Raw genomic sequence first — 19,030 nt, forward strand, 5'->3', positions numbered from 1 at the left:
TCCTTTATCCAACTAATTCTTCTGCATTTCAATTTACCCTAAATGTATTAACAATAAACAGGTTTCCAGAAGAGTGCCAGTCCTTAATGTTATCTTATTGAGTTGATAGCAAAAATGGGTGGATAAAAATTCTTATTTTTAATTTCTCCTCAATTTGTCAAGACTGTTAAGCATAGGGCGATTAAGATAGGAAGGAGACTTATTTATGAATAAACCTTTTGAATACCAGGAAATCTTCTATAACGAAGTCATCTATTTTTTAGAAACGAAATGGAAGCGTCGACTAAGTGATCATGAGCGGCATGTACTGATTGAAGGATATCGATTTGGCAGAATGGTTGAGGCTGAAAATGAAATCAAAATCCTTTCGGCTAAGTAATTATAAATTTTTGAAGTGAAATAGACTTCTGGCAGCATCTAACGGTAATTGCTGCTGCCATCATTCTTATTTTTAACGGATGTTGAATGAAAAGATAATCTTGCATACTGCAAGGTTTTTTCTTATTTCAATTATTGTATAATAAAGGAAGCGCTTCATTATTTTTTGCGGAGAGGAGAAAATGGGGAAAGGTTTAATAAGATTCTTATTTTTTCATTTTGAAGAGAATCACAGATTAATAGGTGGATGTAAAAGTTTAAGCTACATAAGGAGGAATTTGAATGATGTCAAACTATGTAAAAATAGGTAATCTTCAAGTAGCAGATGTACTTTATCAGTTTATTAACGAGGACGCTTTACCTGGAACTGGCTTGGACCACGAAAAGTTCTGGGCTGATTTCGAGACACTCTTTGCTGATTTGACACCGAAAAATAATCAGCTATTAGCTCGAAGGGATGACATTCAACATCAAATCAATGCCTGGCACCGAATAAATAAATCCTTCCACTTTGAAAATTATAAATCATTTTTAAAGGAAATTGGCTATTTAGAGTCGGAGGCAGCAGACTTTCAAATTACTACTGAAAATGTCGATGAGGAAGTAGCCTTAAAAGCAGGACCGCAGCTTGTCGTTCCTGTTGATAATGCCCGCTATGCCTTAAACGCAGCTAACGCCCGGTGGGGAAGCCTTTACGATGCATTATATGGAACGGATGCAATAAGTGAGGACGGCGGAGCCCAGCGAAATGCTGGCTATAATCCACTTCGAGGAGAAAAAGTAATTGCTTTTGCAAGGGAGTTTCTTGATCAAGCCATACCACTTAACCAATTTTCCCATAAGGAAGCTGTTAAATATTCGATTGTGAATGGGAGATTATCAGTTTTACTCCGCAATGGCTCAACCAAAGGGCTTTCAGATGAAACCAAACTATTCGGGTATCAGGGGAATCCAGAAGAACCTTTCTCCATTTTGTTTAAAAATAATGGTCTCTATTTTGAAATCCAAGTCGACCGCAGCCATCCAATTGGCAAAACAGACCTGGCGGGTGTTAAAGATATTTTCATAGAGTCGGCATTAACAACGATTATGGACTGTGAAGATTCAGTTGCCGCCGTTGATGCTGAGGATAAGGTATCTGTTTACTACAATTGGCTCGGATTGATGAAGGGAGACTTGACAGCTGCTTTAACTAAGAATGGAAAGACGATCACGCGATCTCTCCAGCCTGATCGACAATATACATCCCCATCAGGTGAAGAATTCGCTTTAAAAGGGCGATCGCTTATGTTTGTCCGTATTGTCGGCCATTTAATGAAGAGTCATGCGATTCTTGACAAGGATGGGAACGAGGTACCAGAAGGGTTAATGGATACGGTCCTTACCAGTTTAATTGCCAAGCATTCTCTTTTGGCGAATGGAAAATATCAAAACTCGTCTAAGGGATCGATCTATATCGTAAAGCCGAAAATGCATGGATCCGAAGAAGCGGCGTTTGCCAACGAAACGTTTAATCGCGTGGAAGACATGCTTGGTCTTGTACGGAATACGCTTAAGATTGGTGTGATGGACGAAGAGCGCCGGACGTCTTTGAATTTGAAGAATTGTATTCGTGAAGTCAAGGATCGAATTGTATTCATTAATACTGGTTTCTTGGACCGAACTGGTGATGAAATTCATACGTCTATGGAAATCGGAGCGGTTATTCGCAAAAACGAAATGAAGTTTTCGACTTGGCTGCAAAGCTATGAAAAATCAAATGTGTATGTCGGACTTGCCGCTGGTCTGAAAGGTCGGGCCCAGATTGGTAAAGGGATGTGGGCGATGCCGGACCTGATGGCTGAAATGCTCAAACAAAAAATCGGACACTTGCAAGCGGGCGGGACGACTGCATGGGTTCCATCACCAACCGCTGCAACCCTGCATTCCCTTCATTATCATCAGTTAGATGTTTCAAGGGTGCAGGATGAGTTAGCAAAGGATATTCAGGATTTAAGAGATCAGATTTTAACGATTCCTGCTGCCGAAAATACCAACTGGTCCGCTGAGGAAATTCAGCAGGAGGTTGATAACAATGCTCAGGGCATTCTTGGCTATGTCGTTCGTTGGGTAGAAATGGGCGTTGGCTGTTCGAAAGTACCAGATATTAATCATGTGGGTTTGATGGAAGACCGTGCCACGTTAAGGATTTCTAGCCAGCATATCGCTAACTGGCTGCACCACGGTATTTGTACGAAGGAACAGGTCCTAGAAACGTTAAAGCGGATGGCGAAAGTAGTGGACCGTCAAAATGAAGGTGACCCGGCCTATCGCCCGATGGCTGTAGATTATGATCAATCTGTTGCATTTCAAGCAGCGTGCGACTTAGTATTTAAAGGCTATGATCAGCCAAACGGCTACACTGAGCCGATTTTGCATCGTCGCCGTATTGAAGCTAAAGCCAAATGGAGAGTTGAGCACCACAATTTATAGTGCCAAAATCACAAGCAACTACATGGTTACAGATGTAGTTGCTTTTTTTGATGAATGAAACTGTCAACATAAGGAAAAATACCTTTGATACATTACCTTTTAAGGAGTAAATAGGAATGAGTAATATGGAACAGAAGGAAACTTTACTAATGTTGGAAAGAAGCGATCAGGATGGAAGAAAGCCACAAAGCAGGAGCCTCTAAATCTAAATTCCTAACTATTATAAAGCAATCGATGGCAGTGAATAAGAAGCCATTTCCCTGGCTAAAGGCATTTTGTGCAGGTATTGCTGCAGCACTCCCTGTTATTATTGGATTATTATTTGGTAATTTAGAATATGGATTGTTAGCCGGGATGGGGGGCTTTACCTATCTTTATGTATTTAATATCCCCTATGCTCAGCGGGCAAAAAAGCTAGTTTTTGTCATTCTTGGCATGTGTTTGGTCTCAGTATTAGGGACTCTATCTGCTCCATATCCGCTTGCTATCGCCATTTTAATGGGGATCATTGGAGCAGCTGCTATTTTTATTTTTGGTGCATTACGAATAACGGGACCCTCTGCCATCTTTTTTGTGTTGGTTTTTTCGATGACTACAGGGATGCCAATCCAACCAGAGCTTGCCCCGTTACGCGCCGCTCTTGTCTTTCTTGGTGGAACCCTATCGTGGATGATTGCCATGTTTGGCTGGTTCTTCAATCCACATGGCCCAGAAACAGGGGTCGTCCAAAGAGTTTATTTGGAATTGGCTGCGTTTCTCGATTCCGTTGGTACAAATAAATTTTCTATTTCGAGACATCGAGTTATGTCCGTTTTGAAAGAAGCTGAAGAAACATTGGCAGCAGGGTATATCCCTTGGCGAACAACGGATCTCTTTAATCGCTTATACGTATTAAACGATCATGCCAATCAACTATTTTTGTATGTCCTTGAAAATTTTTCAGATAGTCATTCCAACTTCCCACCAGAATTGGGTCAAACTATCCGGGAAATGGCTCATTCACTAGACCATAAGAAAAAGGGAGAAAGTTTTTCAAAAAAAATTCTTCAGCCTTCAGTTATGGATGAAAAGGTGGCTCAATTATTTACAATCGTTTATGATGCGGATGCCATCATGAATGAACCAACATCTAAAATAAATCAAACGATTCGAATTTCCAAACCTTCCTTTAAGACTATTTTTATGGGTGCCTTTGATAAACACTCGATTGTTTTTATTACGGCGATACGATTCGGCGTTATTACGACCATTGCTGCAATTATTGCCTTTCAGTTTGCATTTGTACGGTCCTATTGGGTCCCTTTATCCTGTGTAGCTGTTTTGTCAGGCTCTACCATTGTTGCGACCTATCATCGTGCCATTCAAAGAGGATTGGGTACCATCATTGGTATTTTAATTGCTAGTTTCATTCTTGCTATGCACCCAGATGATTACATTATTGCTTTTTTCGTTTTACTATTGACGTTTATTACGGAACTTTTTATTGTAAAGAATTATGGATTGGCAGCCCTATTTTTTACACCGAATGCATTATTAATGGCAGAAAGCACGAGTCAGGGAAGTTTTAGCTTTTCTTATTTTGCCTCGGCCAGATTAATCGATGTGTTGATCGGAATTAGTATTGGTCTCATCGGTGTATGGTTAGTCGGGAGGCGATCAGCCTCTAGTCGACTGCCACATTTAATCACCAAAACCATCCGAAGTCAGGCTCAATTTTTGATTATCCTCTTTTCAGATCAAGGAGAAGGTTTTATTGCTTCGGAGAGTAGAGAATTAAGAAAAATGCGTACGAATATTATTAATTTAATTACGCTATATACTACAGCTGCAGGCGAGATTCCGGTTAATCAAAAAGCAGTGGAATACTACTGGCCGGTAATTTTTTCGATCGAGCATTTAGGATATTTACTAGAAAATTGTTCAAGAACCGAAGAACGTCCAATTCTAACAGATGAAACACTTTCCCAATTGCTTTATATATGTGAAACGATGGCCAATGCCACCGCTCGAAAACGTTCGCCTTCTTTAAAAAATGTACCTAACATCGAAGCATTTCCTAGCATTCAATGTGAAATTATCAGCCTGCAAAAGTCGCTTCAAATGGAAAGTTGAGTCTCTGTTAAAGTAAAAGAAGGACCTATTGCGATGTTTACAATAGGTGACTATAACAAAAATTTATTTCATATTTCTGTGTATTTTTATATTTTAAAAAAGTGTTATGATATTCATGTAATGTAAAAATATTCATGCGATCTGTCGACTGAATCGATACTAATTAAAGGTGGTGGAAAGATGAAGAATTTAAAAATTGCATCTATACCTGGGGATGGAATTGGAAATGAAGTTGTACCTGCGGCAATTAAAGTGTTGGATACATTAGCAAATATCCATGGCGGCATTAAGTTTGAATTCACTCATTTTCCGTACGGGTGTGAATATTATTTGAAAAATGGAGCAATGATGGCCGCAGATGGACTTGAAAGATTAAAAGAGTTTGATGCTATTTTTCTTGGGGCCGTGGGTAACGCCAAACTCGTTCCAGATCATGTTTCACTTTGGGGACTTCTCATTAAAATAAGACGAGAATTCGAACAGGTCATTAATATTAGACCTGCGAAAGTACTTAAAGGTGTGAAATCACCGTTGATTAACCCCAAGGACTTTGATTTAATGGTCGTCAGGGAAAATAGTGAAGGAGAATACAGTTCAGTTGGCGGAAGAATCTATCAAGGCGAAGATGAAATCACCATTCAAAATAGTATTTTTTCTAGAAAAGCAACGGAACGTGCGATGCGTTTTGCTTTTGAACTAGCATTAAAACGTAATAAGCATGTAACGAGCGCGACGAAGTCTAATGGAATTGTCTATTCGATGCCTTTCTGGGATGAGGTTTTTAAAGACGTATCAAAGGATTATCCAAATGTTGATACAGATTCGCAGCACATTGATGCCTTGGCAGCCTTCTTTGTTACCCATCCCGATAAATTCGATGTGATTGTGGCAAGTAATCTTTTTGGCGATATATTAACCGATTTAGGTGCGGCAATTATGGGAAGTATTGGGGTTGCGCCAGCCGCCAACATTAATGTAAATGGAAAATATCCTTCGATGTTTGAACCGGTACATGGGTCTGCACCTGATATTATTGGGAAAGGCATCGCAAATCCGCTAGGTCAAATTTGGACGGCCAAAATGATGTTAGACCATTTTGGAGAAGAGGAACTGGGGATTTTATTACTAGATGCTATTGAAAACGTCACCAATGCGGGCATCTTAACACCGGACCTTGGAGGAAGTCATTCAACAGAAGAAGTAACTGAAGAGATTATTAGGAAGTTAATAATAAACTAATATGTTATCGTTTCAACTTATTATTTCAAATACGCATCGGTTCCATCACCAATAAATAATAATATATTGTATGAAAAGAAACGCAAAGACCGAGGTGGAACCGATGTTTTTGTTCAAATCAATTTCGGATGATATTCATTCAGCGCAATTAGTCTTCAAACAAAATTCTAAAACAAAACGCCTTGTTCTAGCTGCACTATTCGCTAGCATTGCAGCTGTTCTCCAGGCAGCAGGTGGTTTTTTACCTGTAATGGGCTATTTTATCAGCCCTTTTGCGACCGCACCCATTCTATTCTGTTCAATCCTCTCCCTTCCACTTGGCACAATGTCCTATTTCCTTACCAATCTATTGCTTTTAATCCTTCAACCAAGTGAACTCATTGTTTTCCCCTTTACAACTGGCTTGTTAGGGCTGGGGACCGGAATCGCTTTCTATTTTCTCAAGAAAAGAATAAGCATCATTGCTTTTGGGGCTACTTTTTTAACGATTGGAATAATCAACCTTTTATATGTTTTCAAATTCCCAGTTTTAGGTCCAACTGTTTCTGATTCTTTTTCCATCCTTATAACAGGCAGTATTTTATTATTTTCTTGCTTTTATAACTGGATTTGGGTTGTTATTGGGTTAACATTTTTAAAAAGGTTTAAGAAGTTTATAACCTAGTAACCCTCCAAATCACACCTGTGCTCGGAGCAGCCCCATATTTGTTCCCGATTTTTTCTGGTCGTTCCATCGTATCCCACCTGGAATAAGCCTTTCTATCTACTTATTCAGATAGGAGTGGTCCTTATTTCAGGCTCGGGGTCAATTTTGCAAGGCAACGTCAATTACAACGATTTCCTCTAGGGGCTGCAGCTCCTCTTTGAGTATGTTTTCAAATTCACCGAGGGTGCTCGCTCTTATTCCTTTAATACCGAAGCTAGCGGCTAAATTAACAAAATTCGGGTTCTGGAAGGTGACTCCGTAGTTTTCTCCAAACATTTTGTTCATTTGCTGAACCTCAAGTTTTAACATTGAGTCATTTAAAACAATAATAAGGAAAGAGAGCCCTAGACGTTTGGCCGTCTCTAATTCTGCAAAATTCATGAGCGCGCCGCCATCACCAGTAATACAAATAACGTCGTCATCGGGACAAGCCAGTTTTGCTCCGATGGCACCTGGTATGGCAATTCCCATTGAAGCTAGACCGTTTGAGATGATTAACTGGTTTGGCATTTTGGGCTGATAGGTACGGGCGATTGAAACCTTATGGGAACCGACATCAGAAATCACAATTGTGTTCTCTGAAGTAAGACTTTCAATACTATGGAGAACATTCTCAATTGTATAGGGCAGTGTGCTGGAGTCTGGCTGATCTTGGTCGATTTGATAAGCAGTCTTTATTTTTTCTTTAAGTTCCCCAGAAGGTACCCAGGATTTAGTTGGGAGCTCTGATTGATTAAGCATTTGGAGTGTCATCTTAATGTTCCCGACCAGTTCAACCCCGACAGGGTAATATTCATTTATTTCGGCAGGTAAAGTATCGATATGTAGAACAGGAAATTTCTTTTGATTCCAGTCTTTCGGCAGTTTTTCAACAAAGTCGAAGCCGATAACAATCAATAAATCTGCTTCCTCCATGCCTGGTAAAACTTCATCGTTTTCATTAAATCCAAACGTAAAGAAATTCAGCGGGTGTTCCTTCGGAAACACACCTTTTGCCATAAAACTGTGGGTAACAGGAGATTGAATGGTATCGATAAAGGTCAGCAACTCAGGACATGCCTCCTGCCTGATTACTCCGTTACCAATGATAATAAATGGTTTTAGATGTTGTTTAATAAGTGTGGTTGCTGCTACGAGTGCCTCATTAACTGGGACACTTTCAGGCAAAGATGTTACCGGCAAAGGCTTCCCAGGAATCATTTGAGTGGAAAAGTTCTCCGGTATCGTAATAGCGACCGAACCCGGTTTCTCCATTTTTGCTACTCTGAATGCTTTTCGAATAATCGCGGGGACAGTTTCGGATTCCTTGATTTGAGTGCTCCACTTTGTTAACGGCTCAAACATTTTAGCTATATCTATATATTGATGTGATTCGTTATGGTGACGTTCCACACCAGCCTGTCCAATTAATGCCACCACGGGTGAATGATCGAGCTGAGCGCTGGCAATACCCGTTAATAAATTTGTAGCCCCAGGGCCAAGTGTTGATAAACAAACGCCGACTTTTTTTGATAATCTACCATATACATCGGCCATAAAAGCAGCCCCTTGTTCGTGCCTGACATTTACGTACTGAATTTGTGTTGATTTTGATAATGAATCAGCAAGATCGAGTGTCTCCGTGCCGACGATCCCAAACACATATTCCACACCTTCGTTTTCTAAACAATGGACGAGTACATCTGTTACTTTCATCTGATCCTCCTAAAAAACCTTGATTTTTATCCTATGTTTTCTATAGTTACCGCTGATAGGATTTTTCAACCCTCCCGCTAAAAGTGGATGATTGGATAATTGCAAAAGAAAGAAGGAGCAGACGTTAGGTTATGGTAGTGTTACAATTAGAAAAAATAATGGAAGTAAATAGGTGATAAATAATGAATGAACAACAATATGTCTGGTATGCAAGTTATGGTTCCAATATTAATGCCGACCGATTCTTATGTTATATAAAAGGTGGTCAACCTGAGGGGTCAGCCCAAATTGAGATAGGATGTAAAGATCCTACCCTTCCAGTAGACGAGTCAACCTTCACCATTGACCTGCCCCTTTATTTCGCCAAAGAAGCGGCTAGATGGGAATCTCAAGGTGTAGCCTTTATCGGATTGAACCAAGACAAAGGAAACCATACCTATAGTAAGAAATATCTAATTACTGGCGAACAGTTTCTAGATGTCGTCAAACAAGAAAATAATGGACTAAATTTTGAGATTGATTTACAAGAGGTTAAACAGAAGGGTTCAAAAGTATTCTACCGCGATTCCTGGTATGGAAATATACTGTATTTGGGAGATGAAAATGGCTTTCCCATTTACACCTTTACAGCCCCATGGGATATTAATGAAGTCGAGTGGAAGAAGCCTTCCCATGCTTATTTAAAAACTATTATTAAGGGATTATCAAAAGATTATTCAAATGAAGAAATCGTAGCTTATTTTCAAAGCAAACCTGGCATTAAAGATCAAATCACTGATCATGAATTGGCACTTCTGTTAAAAGGCCGTAAAGGATGATTTTTTCTTACCTCACGGCTTATTTTTATCAAGTAAGGAATAATAAGAACATTCATTTTAATGTCATTACGAGTAGGAGAGGAAAATTTATCCTTGGTAAATTGTGAATTCGCTTACAATTCACAATTTAGACCTTAATTATTCTATTTTTAGTGTTATGATAATGGTAATGGTACTAACTAATTGAAACCTCGAATTACTTGGAAGCTGTGGATGAAAATCTGTCGAAAAAAGGAAGTATTCCTATGAACTTAAAACATAAAAAGCATAATATTTTTCAACGAATTGGACGAGCTTTTAAGTTGAATTTTATCAAACTGTTACGTTCTCCCGGTGGAGCGAAAAAAGTTTCCTTGGGATTTGCGATTGGCTTTGGTTTGGAAATGGTCGTTCTATCGTCTGCATCCCTTATTTATATTGTGTTTTTACCGATGGTCCGGATAGCTAGAGGTTCATTGCCTGCAGCAATCATCGGAAATGTCATTGGAAAACTATCCTTTCTTCCTGTTCTTCTCTTACCTTTTGCCAAGAAAATTGGTAAACTCATCTATCCATTTAACGGGCAAATCGGTTATAAGACACCATTTTCGTTTGAACAATTATTGCAAGGGGATTTCCGAGGCGTTGTCAGTCTTCTTCATGGCGGAGTCCATGTGTTAATCGGAATGACTATTTTTGGAATCGTCCTTGGTGTCATCTCGTACTTCCTTGTTCATTATTTTTACGAAAAAGAAAAAACGAAAAGACTTACGAGAATTCGTGATAAACAAGCCTCTCGAAAAAATCCTCTTGTTATCATCGATGCTGCTAATAATTAAGGTTTTAGTTTCTTTATGATGATTGATTCTAAAAGCTTCCACGGCAGGAAGTTTTTAATGGTAAGCATATTCTTTACACCAGCCCCGATTGGATAACGGAGGTCGGGTGATTTCGGCTGCGAGGCAATTTGTGCAGCTAGTTTGGCTACCTCGATTGGATTGCCATGGCCAGCTTTTCCACCCTCTATTTCATTTACTATCTTCTCCATATAGGATGCGTACGGGGACTCGGCATTGACCCCCATCCCATCCACGCTTGCCCAAATATTGGTTTGAAAGGATCCAGGCTCAATTAAGGATACATCAATCCCAAATGGTTTAAGTTCCAGTCGTAAGCTTTCGCTATAACCCTCAAGTGCGTGCTTGGATGCGACATATGCAGATAATCCTGGGAAACCGAATCTCCCGCTGATACTGCTCATGTTAATAATCCTGCCTTGTTTCTTTGCCCGCATCAATGGAAGGACTGCCTGGGTAACGGCGATCAATCCGAAAAAATTGGTTTCAAATTGATGCCGATAATCCTCGATTGAGAGCTCTTCACTAAAACCTCCAAGTGCATAACCCGCATTGCTGACTAACACATCTATAGAGGGATATTTTTCCAATTTTCCTTGAAAAAGAAGAATGGATTCCGTGGATGTAACATCAAGCGGGAGGACATGAATGAAATTTTCTACCTGGTTTTCTTTTGCAAGTTCTATTAAGGGCTGTGCTTTGTTTACATCTCTCATCGTTGCAATCACTATAAATCCTTTTAATGCCAGTTCAATCGCGGTTAACAAACCGAAGCCGCTTGAAGATCCTGTAACGATGGCTGTTTTTTGTGTCATGATGGTCTCCTTTTCTTCCTTTTCTTCTATTTAAACTTAAAATAGAGAAGTTTGTATAGCAAAATGGAAAAAGGCTGCCCCAAAATACTTGGGTCAGCCTCTTTTTGAAATCACCTGTTATTGATTTTGATGATTTCGTAGGGTTTGTTCAGCATAAGCGACAAGACGTTTCGTCATTTCGCCTCCGACTGAACCATTTGCTCGTGCGGTCGTATCAGCACCAAGTTGAACTCCAAACTCGTTGGCAATTTCTTCTTTCATTTGATCTAAAGCATTGTCTGCTCCAGGAACCAATAGTTTGTTTCTAGCCATGATACATCACTCCCGACGAAGTTTTTTTGAGCAATGAAAAATTGCTCGTATATAATTTAACCGATTTTGTTCCATTTCATTATAAGTTGGTCCTTTTGAATCAATGAAAACTAAAATTTATTAATGTCATCGCAGTAAAATCTTCCGACTTTTGCTAAAATACGCTATCATGGGGAACATTACACTTATAGTTGTAAACATTATTTAATAAAGCGAGTGATGTAATTATGATAGAATTCCCCAAAAATCTTTATTGTGAAAAGTGCGGTAAAGAAACAGAGCACATGGTACGCGAAGATGCTCTAGAAATTGAATACATTTGTACAGAATGTATGAATGAACAAGAAATCATTAAGTCCTTTTTTTAAAAAGTGCGGAAAAGGTGTAATTTGCAGAAGATCGTTGTTATTGGAGCAGGAGTTCTTGGGGCGTCAACAGCGTATCACCTTGCCCAATTAGGGGCAGAGGTGACATTAGTGGATCGTATGGATCCCGGGCAGGCAACTGATGCTGCAGCGGGGATTGTTTGTCCTTGGCTTTCGCAACGGCGAAACAAAGCATGGTATCAGTTAGCAAGAGGAGGAGCTCGTTACTATCCAGAATTAATTGCTCAATTGGAAGCAGATGGCGAGAAAGAAACGGGCTATCAACGGGTAGGGGCAATTAGTCTTCATACAGAAATGAGTAAACTCGAACAAATGGCTGAACGAGCACTGAAACGAAGGGACGATGCACCCGAAATTGGGGAGATAACCATTCTTTCACCTGCTGAAACAAAGCAGCTTTTCCCGCTGTTATCTGAGGAGTATGGGTCTGTTCATGTTAGTGGGGGAGCACGGGTAAATGGAAGAGCATTACGTGAGTCATTAATCCGCGCCTCAATCAAGCATGGAGTTACTTTCATTAACGGGAATGCCTCCCTAGCAATGCAGGGAAACAAAGTGGTTGGCATTATACTTGATGATTCAACACTTTTAGCGGATCAGGTCATTGTTACGGCAGGTGCATGGTCTAAAGAGCTTTTACAGCCATTAGGAGTTCATTTTTTAGTCAAACCACAAAAGGCACAAATCATCCACCTTGAGTTGCCTGAAACAGATACGAGCCAATGGCCGGTTGTTATTCCACCCCAAAACCATTACATTCTTACCTTTGATAATGGCCGGGTCGTCATCGGCTCGACTCATGAAAATGAGGCTGGATTTGACAATCGTGTAACGGCAGGAGGAATCCATGAAATATTAGGCAAAGCCCTAGAAGTAGCACCTGGATTAGCTGCTGGTACGTATCTTGAAACTAGAGTCGGTTTTCGACCGTTCACCCCTGGCTTTTTACCTGTGATTGGGGCTTTACCTGATTATGAAGGAATCTATTTAGCTAATGGATTAGGGGCTTCAGGATTAACGAGTGGACCGTATCTCGGCGTGGAACTAGCAAAGCTTGTTTTAGGAAAACAAACAGAGATTGACCTGAGTTGCTATGAAGTAGCCCTGGCACTTGATGAGTAATAAAAAGAGCACCCACTTGGGTGCTGATACTCCAGTTTATCTAAACTAAGGTAAGTTACTTTAGTAAATAAAGCGCTTTCAAAAAACTACGAAAGTATTCCTCTCCGGAAAAGCTCTCCAATTGCATGGGAACGATTTTGAACGCCAAGCTTTTTAATTGCCGTTTTCACATATTGTTTTACCGTTAATTCGCTGATTTCCATCGAATCGGCCATTTCCTATGTGCTTTCTCCCCAGGCAATTCTCCTCATAACTTCTAGTTCCCGCTTACTTAATACTTGCGGGTCTTCCACACTATCGAATTTTTCTAGAAACTTTCCGACTTCTTTGCCATAAAGGGTTAATGAGACAAGATGTTTATCATCAATTGAAGATTCTTTCACGAACTCATTTGAGCAAATATATCCAATAATAACCGATCGGTAACAAATAGGTACAACTACAATCGAACTTACACTTGAAGAAGTTATGTATTTACTACTTGTTTGCTTTAGATACTCAATACCAGAACAATACTTTGCTTTCTTCTCATTAATGGCTGAGTAAATGATCGGCAGGGAACGGATATCATCCCGAATATCCCCAATATGGACCATACCAGCAGATGACAATGAGATGATTCCTTCACCAAGAAACCCTAACGGAGAAAATCTAAATAAATAGGCATTCATGACAGGATAAAGGTCCATGTATACTTCGAGAACTTTATATAATCTTTCTTCGTGGCATGTGGCTTCCTCTAAATCGTGAATTCGATGCTGTAAGGTATACTGAGATGTCATATTATCATCTCCTTTATAGGGATATAGCACGTCTAAAATTGGGAATATTCAAATTATACAAAAAATTATATCCTTAAGATACACTTTTAGGAAAATATTTTCTTTAAAAGTTGAAAAATTCCCAATTAGAAAGGAAGATGTTTTTTGGCCAATTTAGACCCGCAAGCAAAAGCTTATTTAGAAATGTTCAGCCAGATGCCATTAATCCAGTCATTAGATGCACAGACAGTAAGAGAAATGTTTGCATTAGCCCCTCCCGTAGAGGTAGAGCTGGCTCCGCTTGCGAAGATAGAGGACAAAATGATTCCTGTCTCCGATGACACTGAGATTAAGGTGAGAATTTATACACCGGAAGGTCAAGGACCATTTCCTCTATTTGTCTATTACCATGGCGGTGGATGGGTAATTGGGGATCTTGAGACAGCAGACCCAAGTTGCCGAATGATTGCTAATCGAACTGGCAGAGTAGTCGTTTCTGTCGATTATAGGCTTGCACCTGAATATAAGTTTCCAATCCCAGTAGAGGATTCCTATGCGGCATTAAAATGGGTTAGTGAACATGCTGTGGCGATAAATGGAAACGCTTCCAATTTAGTTGTTGGCGGTGACAGTGCAGGTGGAAATCTTTCAGCCGTGGTATCGTTAATCGCCAAAGAACAAAATGGTCCAGACATCGCTGCCCAGGTTCTTATTTATCCTGTAACGGCCCTCGGGTACGACACCAAGTCATATCAAGAGTTCCAAACTGGATTTGGTCTTGATAGAGACTTAATGATTTGGTTTGGAAATTATTATATTAACAATGATGAGGATACAAAAAATAAATATATTGCTCCATTATTGGCAGAGGATTTAAGCAATCTCCCGCCAGCTTACGTTATTACCGCAGAAAATGATGTCCTAAGGGATGAAGGCTTAGCCTATGCTGAGCGTCTAAAAGAAGCTGGGGTCAAGGTTGAAACGATTATCGAATCAGGTTTAGTACATGGTTATTTTACAAATATGGCGGTATTTCCAGAGCGAATTAAAGAATCAATTTCTAGATTTGCAAAGTTTCTAAGTGAAATTGACCAAAAAGTCGGCAGGGTTTAACGATAATATTAGATGCGGGAGGTAGGAATATTGAAATCTACTAAACAGTCAAATCAAGTTGCCAACTACGACGCTGTTGTTATTGGGGCAGGGTTTTCGGGATTGTATACGCTTCATCGCTTACGTGAGGCTGGTTTCTCTACCCGTGTTTTCGAGGCGGGTGATGGTGTTGGCGGTACATGGTATTGGAACCGGTATCCCGGAGCACGCTGTGACTCGGAAAGCATCTATTATAACTACACTTTTTCAGAAGAACTCTATAAGGAATGGACCTGGACTTCTCGATATCCTGAGCAGCCGGAAATACTAAGTTACCTAAATTTTGTAGCAACCAAGTTTGATCTCCGTCGTGATATCCAGTTTCAGACACGTATTTTGGCTGCCCATTATAACGAAGAGAGTAATAGATGGATGATCCATTTAAACGATGGAAGTAGTGTTTCAGCGAAATACTTCATCACAGGAGTAGGCTGCCTTTCTGCTGCCAATGTACCAAACTTTAACGGGATCGATAATTTCAAGGGCAAGTGGTATCATACTGGACATTGGCCGCACGAAAAGGTAGATTTCAAGGGTAAGCGAGTCGGCATTATTGGAACTGGTTCAACTGGCGTCCAAGCCATCCCAGTCATCGCTCAAGAGGCCGAACACCTTACCGTTTTCCAACGAACTCCACAGTATTGTGCCCCAGCGAGAAATCATGCGTACGACCCGGAGTATATCCGGCAGGCTAAAGAAAATTTCAGCGAGATAAAACGAAAAATGCGTGAATCCCAGGGGGGCCAGCCAATGGTACCACCTACTAAGTCAGCGCTCGAGGTTACACCTGAAGAGCGAGAGCGTGTATACGAGGAGGCATGGGAGAAGGGTGGATTAGGCATTTTTACTGCCTATTATGACCTGCTTATTAATGATGCAGCCAATGAAACGGCTGCCGAATTTATCCGCTCCAAGATCCGTAAGATTGTCGATGACCCTGAGGTGGCCGAAAAGCTTTTACCAAGTTATTTTTATGGTACCAAACGGCCAATCATTGACACGAATTATTACGAAACGTATAACCGTGAAAACGTCACCTTGGTAGACGTGAAGAAAGCACCGATTGAGGAGATTACTCTAAAAGGGATCCGGACCACGGAAGCGGAATATGAACTGGACGCGATTATTTTTGCCACAGGATACGACGGAATGACTGGGCCTTTATTGAAGATGGATATTCGGGGTAAAAACGGGGTGTCACTGAAAGAGAAATGGGCTGGGGGAGCACAGACGAGGACCTATCTAGGGATTACAAACGTTGGTTTTCCGAACATGTTTATGATTACTGGTCCTGAAAGTCCTTCGGTGCTGAGTAATATGCCTGTCTCCATTGAACAGCATGTGGAATGGATTGCGGATTGTATTGAGTATATGAATAAGAATGGTGTGGAAACAATTGAGGCGACTATTGAGGCGGAAGAAGCTTGGAGTACCCATTGCAGAGAAGTAGCCGAATCCACGCTTTATACTAAAACTGACTCATGGTACACAGGGGCGAATATCCCAGGCAAGCCGCGTGGCTTCCTGATTTATGTAGGCGGAGTCGGCGCCTATCGCCAAAAGTGTACCGAAATCGCTGCTAAAGGGTACGAGGGATTTTCATTAAAGAGTTCAACTAAGACAGCATCACATTAGTGGATGTATGAATCCAAATTACTACAAAAAAAAGAGTCTTCGGACTCTTTTTTTAATTTTCAAAAAATGGGTTTTAAAAATTGTAAAAAGTTATTTTTTGAAAATTTGAAGACATCTGAAATTATTGATTGATTAATGTGGTTTGAAAATGTATAATAAACAAAATACTAAATTATTCCTACCTGAATAGTATGAATTGGAAGTTTTAAAATTGGTTGCGTGTCTACCAGTTTAATAGATAGGGTACATAAGGAGAGATTATACATGGTTTGGACGTCTATTGCTTTTATTATTGCTTTTTTCTTTGCGATGAATATCGGAGCAAGTGGGACGGCAGCATCAATGGGATCGGCCTATGGTGCAGATGCCATAAAGAGTAAGCGCTTGGCCATGATTTTGGTTGCATTAGCAGCTTTTCTAGGTGCTGTACTTGGTGGTGGAGAGGTTGTGAAAACGATAGGCGAGGGAATTATTCCTTCCAATCTCCTAACGATTAAATTAGTCGTCCTTATCCTTGCAGGAGCTACGTTGACATTGTTTATTGCAAATCTGTTAGGGATCCCTTTATCGACAAGTGAGGTTACCGTTGGTTCGATTGTAGGTGCTGGGATCGCTTTTAAAAGTTTATATATAAATAATCTTTTGGTGATTGTTTTCTTCTGGGTGTTAGTTCCAATCGTCTCATTTCTCATTACCTTTGGACTTGGAAAGTTGATATCCGCTGCTGAAAAGCGTTGGGTCGGTTTAACTAAGGATGGAAAATGGAAAAAATGGCTGGCGGTATTACTAGTCATAGGGGGCTGTTTAGAGGCCTTTTCAGCTGGGATGAATAATGTAGCAAATGCCGTTGGCCCGCTAGTAGGGGCTGGGATGATTTCAACGAATAGAGGGATCTGGATCGGCGGTTTATTCGTTTCAATCGGAGCTATTTTACTAGGGAGCAAGGTGCTTGAAACGAATGGGAAGAAAATCACCCGACTTTCCTTGCTAGAAGGGAGTGCGATTTCCTTTACAGGAGGAACCCTCGTTATTGTCGCATCACTGTTTGGGTTGCCAATTCCTCTCACCCAAGTAACGACTTGTGGAATATTAGGTGTGGGTGCCTCACAAAAGGGGTTTGGTATTTGGCAAAAATCAGTCATTCAAAGGATTCTAAAAGTCTGGCTAATCTCACCTTTAGCTTCGCTTGTTATTTCTTATATCCTGATTAATCTCTTAGTTAAGATTAATATTTATAATATTATTATCATTGTAAGTACATTGATTGCAACCGTGGGTGTGATCAGCCTTTCAGCGACCATTCGCAAGGAAAACAGTACCATCCACGATGATGGGGGCGGAATATAAGTAATAGATTTTGCTGGTTAAAAACTCTGTTGGGAATCTATTTCAACAGAGTTTTTTAATTTCATTAATAAAATACAAGTAGTAAAATAGATTTGTGAAAGCCTGTTTACATACTATTTACTTGCTAAATCAAAATATAAAAATCGCAAATAGCACTTTTTCAATATGAAAGGAATGAAATGTGTGATGGAGATAAAAAAGGTATCGATCATTGGTTTAGGTGCATTAGGAATACTTTTTGGACATCATTTATCAAAGAAAATGCCAAAAGCAGATTTACGAATTATTGCTGACCGGGACCGAATAACCAAATATAAAAATGAACACGTCTATTGTAACGGAGAACGCTGCGATTTCACTTATCTGACACCTGATGAAAGGTGCGAGCCAGCTGATTTACTCATTTTCACGGTGAAATATAATGGTTTGAAGGATGCGATTCAAGCAGTAAAGAATCATATTGGTGACCAGACGATCATTTTATCGGCCTTAAATGGGATTTCCAGTGAGGCTGTCATAGGCCAGGCATATGGGCATGAGAAAATTTTATATTGTGTTGCCCAAGGAATGGATGCCGTTAAAGTGGGGAATCAACTCACATATGACCATATGGGAATGCTTTGCTTTGGTGAACAAGAACCAGGATTAATTTCCGAAAATGTTAACAGTGTCGCGGCTTTTTTTGGAAAAATGGCAGTTCCCTATGAGGTCGATCCCAATATGGTTAAGAGACAATGGGGAAAGTTTATGTTAAATGTCGGAGTCAATCAAACCGTAGCTGTCTTTCAGAGCAACTATGGTGAGATTCAACGTGAAGGAGAAGCAAGAGAGATGATGATTGCGGCAATGAGAGAGGTAATCACGCTATCTGAAAGAGCAGGCATCCACTTAACCGAAGCAGATTTAGCCTATTGGCTAGGTGTATTAGCAACCTTAAGTCCAGATGGTAAACCATCCATGGCTCAAGATGTCGAAGCCAGACGTCCAAGTGAGGTGGAGCTGTTCTCCGGAACTGTCCTAAAAATGGCAGATAAATATGGGATCTCAACTCCAATAAATAAAGAACTTTATAATCGAATTAACTTAATTGAAAGTATATAAAGTGCCTGACTCCTACTGCATTAAAGTTGTACAGTAGCGGGGGTCAGGCACTGTTTTGTTACAAAATGGTGAACTCTAGAGTTCTTTTATGTGATTTTTATTTGCAGGATTATGGCAGGTTTTACACTAGGTATCATAAAATA

General features: G+C 40.2%; 17 protein-coding genes. 12 read left to right on the top strand and 5 right to left on the bottom strand.

All coding sequences use genetic code 11. The features are described 5' to 3' along the window. Positions 1 to 205: 205 nt before the first annotated feature. The 5 genes from J7E63_RS24505 to J7E63_RS24525 all read left to right on the top strand — a co-directional run bounded on the left by J7E63_RS24505 (position 206) and on the right by J7E63_RS24525 (position 6,865). Positions 206 to 379 carry a hypothetical protein gene (locus J7E63_RS24505; protein WP_168244294.1) on the top strand — a complete coding sequence of 58 codons (174 nt, stop codon included), beginning with the start codon at positions 206 to 208 and terminating at the stop codon, positions 377 to 379. A 284-nt stretch (positions 380 to 663) separates the two neighbouring features. Beyond that, positions 664 to 2,850 (top strand): malate synthase G, encoded by a 2,187-nt coding sequence (locus tag J7E63_RS24510; protein WP_215017400.1) that lies wholly within the window; start codon positions 664 to 666, stop codon positions 2,848 to 2,850. A 171-nt stretch (positions 2,851 to 3,021) separates the two neighbouring features. Further along, positions 3,022 to 4,962 (top strand): FUSC family protein, encoded by a 1,941-nt coding sequence (locus J7E63_RS24515; protein ID WP_215017341.1) that lies wholly within the window; start codon positions 3,022 to 3,024, stop codon positions 4,960 to 4,962. A gap of 180 nt (positions 4,963 to 5,142) precedes the next feature. Continuing rightward, a complete protein-coding gene (locus tag J7E63_RS24520) occupies positions 5,143 to 6,201 on the top strand; it encodes a tartrate dehydrogenase (RefSeq protein ID WP_215017343.1) in 1,059 nt (352 codons plus the stop codon). Positions 6,202 to 6,304: 103 nt separating this feature from the next. Then, entirely contained in the window at positions 6,305 to 6,865 is a 561-nt protein-coding gene (locus J7E63_RS24525; RefSeq protein WP_215017345.1) for a hypothetical protein, read from the top strand. A gap of 141 nt (positions 6,866 to 7,006) precedes the next feature. Here the strand turns inward: J7E63_RS24525 and J7E63_RS24530 are convergent, their stop codons facing one another. Next, positions 7,007 to 8,602, bottom strand: a complete 1,596-nt coding sequence (locus J7E63_RS24530; protein WP_215017347.1) for an acetolactate synthase large subunit — start codon at positions 8,600 to 8,602, stop codon at positions 7,007 to 7,009. A gap of 182 nt (positions 8,603 to 8,784) precedes the next feature. Between J7E63_RS24530 and J7E63_RS24535 the strand changes: the two genes are divergently transcribed. Further along, entirely contained in the window at positions 8,785 to 9,420 is a 636-nt protein-coding gene (locus tag J7E63_RS24535) for a hypothetical protein (protein WP_215017348.1), read from the top strand. A gap of 245 nt (positions 9,421 to 9,665) precedes the next feature. Beyond that, positions 9,666 to 10,238: a DUF2062 domain-containing protein gene (locus tag J7E63_RS24540; protein WP_215017350.1), complete on the top strand. Its 573-nt coding sequence runs from the start codon at positions 9,666 to 9,668 to the stop codon at positions 10,236 to 10,238. Here the strand turns inward: J7E63_RS24540 and J7E63_RS24545 are convergent. Both J7E63_RS24545 and J7E63_RS24550 read right to left on the bottom strand, forming a co-directional pair. Continuing rightward, complete coding sequence (locus J7E63_RS24545) at positions 10,235 to 11,071, bottom strand: SDR family oxidoreductase (protein WP_215017352.1); 837 nt, start codon at positions 11,069 to 11,071, stop codon at positions 10,235 to 10,237. The two genes, J7E63_RS24540 and J7E63_RS24545, sit on opposite strands and share 4 nt — an antisense overlap. Before the next feature lie 117 nt (positions 11,072 to 11,188). Then, positions 11,189 to 11,383 (bottom strand): alpha/beta-type small acid-soluble spore protein, encoded by a 195-nt coding sequence (locus J7E63_RS24550; RefSeq protein WP_026567533.1) that lies wholly within the window; start codon positions 11,381 to 11,383, stop codon positions 11,189 to 11,191. A 389-nt stretch (positions 11,384 to 11,772) separates the two neighbouring features. On the opposite strand from J7E63_RS24550, the gene J7E63_RS24555 reads away from it, so the two are divergent. Continuing rightward, positions 11,773 to 12,891, top strand: coding sequence for an NAD(P)/FAD-dependent oxidoreductase (locus J7E63_RS24555; protein WP_215017353.1), 1,119 nt, complete (start codon positions 11,773 to 11,775; stop codon positions 12,889 to 12,891). An 86-nt stretch (positions 12,892 to 12,977) separates the two neighbouring features. Here the strand turns inward: J7E63_RS24555 and J7E63_RS29825 are convergent, their stop codons facing one another. Together J7E63_RS29825 and J7E63_RS24560 are read right to left on the bottom strand one after the other, a co-directional pair. Continuing rightward, the gene (locus J7E63_RS29825) at positions 12,978 to 13,106 is read right to left on the bottom strand and encodes a LuxR C-terminal-related transcriptional regulator (protein WP_251033734.1); all 129 of its coding nucleotides are present in this window, start codon (positions 13,104 to 13,106) and stop codon (positions 12,978 to 12,980) included. A gap of 3 nt (positions 13,107 to 13,109) precedes the next feature. Next, complete coding sequence (locus J7E63_RS24560; RefSeq protein ID WP_251033735.1) at positions 13,110 to 13,673, bottom strand: helix-turn-helix transcriptional regulator; 564 nt, start codon at positions 13,671 to 13,673, stop codon at positions 13,110 to 13,112. A 144-nt stretch (positions 13,674 to 13,817) separates the two neighbouring features. Between J7E63_RS24560 and J7E63_RS24565 the strand changes: the two genes are divergently transcribed. The 4 genes from J7E63_RS24565 (at position 13,818) to J7E63_RS24580 (ending at position 18,887) form a co-directional block, all read left to right on the top strand. Further along, positions 13,818 to 14,765, top strand: a complete 948-nt coding sequence (locus J7E63_RS24565; protein ID WP_251033736.1) for an alpha/beta hydrolase — start codon at positions 13,818 to 13,820, stop codon at positions 14,763 to 14,765. Between the two features lie 30 nt (positions 14,766 to 14,795). After that, positions 14,796 to 16,439: a flavin-containing monooxygenase gene (locus J7E63_RS24570; RefSeq protein WP_251033737.1), complete on the top strand. Its 1,644-nt coding sequence runs from the start codon at positions 14,796 to 14,798 to the stop codon at positions 16,437 to 16,439. 264 nt (positions 16,440 to 16,703) lie between these two features. Continuing rightward, positions 16,704 to 17,786 (top strand): sulfate permease, encoded by a 1,083-nt coding sequence (locus tag J7E63_RS24575; RefSeq protein ID WP_215017357.1) that lies wholly within the window; start codon positions 16,704 to 16,706, stop codon positions 17,784 to 17,786. Between the two features lie 186 nt (positions 17,787 to 17,972). Beyond that, complete coding sequence (locus J7E63_RS24580; protein ID WP_215017403.1) at positions 17,973 to 18,887, top strand: ketopantoate reductase family protein; 915 nt, start codon at positions 17,973 to 17,975, stop codon at positions 18,885 to 18,887. Positions 18,888 to 19,030 lie beyond the last annotated feature (143 nt).

Source organism: Bacillus sp. ISL-75, assembly GCF_018613095.1.

What these genes read in the sequence shown, in the direction of transcription:
- J7E63_RS24535 (WP_215017348.1), top strand. Translation starts at nt 8,785, where the DNA reads ATGAATGAACAACAATATGTCTGGTATGCAAGTTATGGTTCCAATATT.
- J7E63_RS24575 (WP_215017357.1), top strand. Translation starts at nt 16,704, where the DNA reads ATGGTTTGGACGTCTATTGCTTTTATTATTGCTTTTTTCTTTGCGATG.
- J7E63_RS24545 (WP_215017352.1), bottom strand. Translation starts at nt 11,071, where the DNA reads ATGACACAAAAAACAGCCATCGTTACAGGATCTTCAAGCGGCTTCGGT.
- J7E63_RS24520 (WP_215017343.1), top strand. Translation starts at nt 5,143, where the DNA reads ATGAAGAATTTAAAAATTGCATCTATACCTGGGGATGGAATTGGAAAT.
- J7E63_RS24510 (WP_215017400.1), top strand. Translation starts at nt 664, where the DNA reads ATGTCAAACTATGTAAAAATAGGTAATCTTCAAGTAGCAGATGTACTT.
- J7E63_RS29825 (WP_251033734.1), bottom strand. Translation starts at nt 13,106, where the DNA reads ATGGCCGATTCGATGGAAATCAGCGAATTAACGGTAAAACAATATGTG.
- J7E63_RS24540 (WP_215017350.1), top strand. Translation starts at nt 9,666, where the DNA reads ATGAACTTAAAACATAAAAAGCATAATATTTTTCAACGAATTGGACGA.
- J7E63_RS24560 (WP_251033735.1), bottom strand. Translation starts at nt 13,673, where the DNA reads ATGACATCTCAGTATACCTTACAGCATCGAATTCACGATTTAGAGGAA.
- J7E63_RS24505 (WP_168244294.1), top strand. Translation starts at nt 206, where the DNA reads ATGAATAAACCTTTTGAATACCAGGAAATCTTCTATAACGAAGTCATC.
- J7E63_RS24580 (WP_215017403.1), top strand. Translation starts at nt 17,973, where the DNA reads ATGGAGATAAAAAAGGTATCGATCATTGGTTTAGGTGCATTAGGAATA.
- J7E63_RS24515 (WP_215017341.1), top strand. Translation starts at nt 3,022, where the DNA reads ATGGAAGAAAGCCACAAAGCAGGAGCCTCTAAATCTAAATTCCTAACT.
- J7E63_RS24550 (WP_026567533.1), bottom strand. Translation starts at nt 11,383, where the DNA reads ATGGCTAGAAACAAACTATTGGTTCCTGGAGCAGACAATGCTTTAGAT.
- J7E63_RS24525 (WP_215017345.1), top strand. Translation starts at nt 6,305, where the DNA reads ATGTTTTTGTTCAAATCAATTTCGGATGATATTCATTCAGCGCAATTA.
- J7E63_RS24530 (WP_215017347.1), bottom strand. Translation starts at nt 8,602, where the DNA reads ATGAAAGTAACAGATGTACTCGTCCATTGTTTAGAAAACGAAGGTGTG.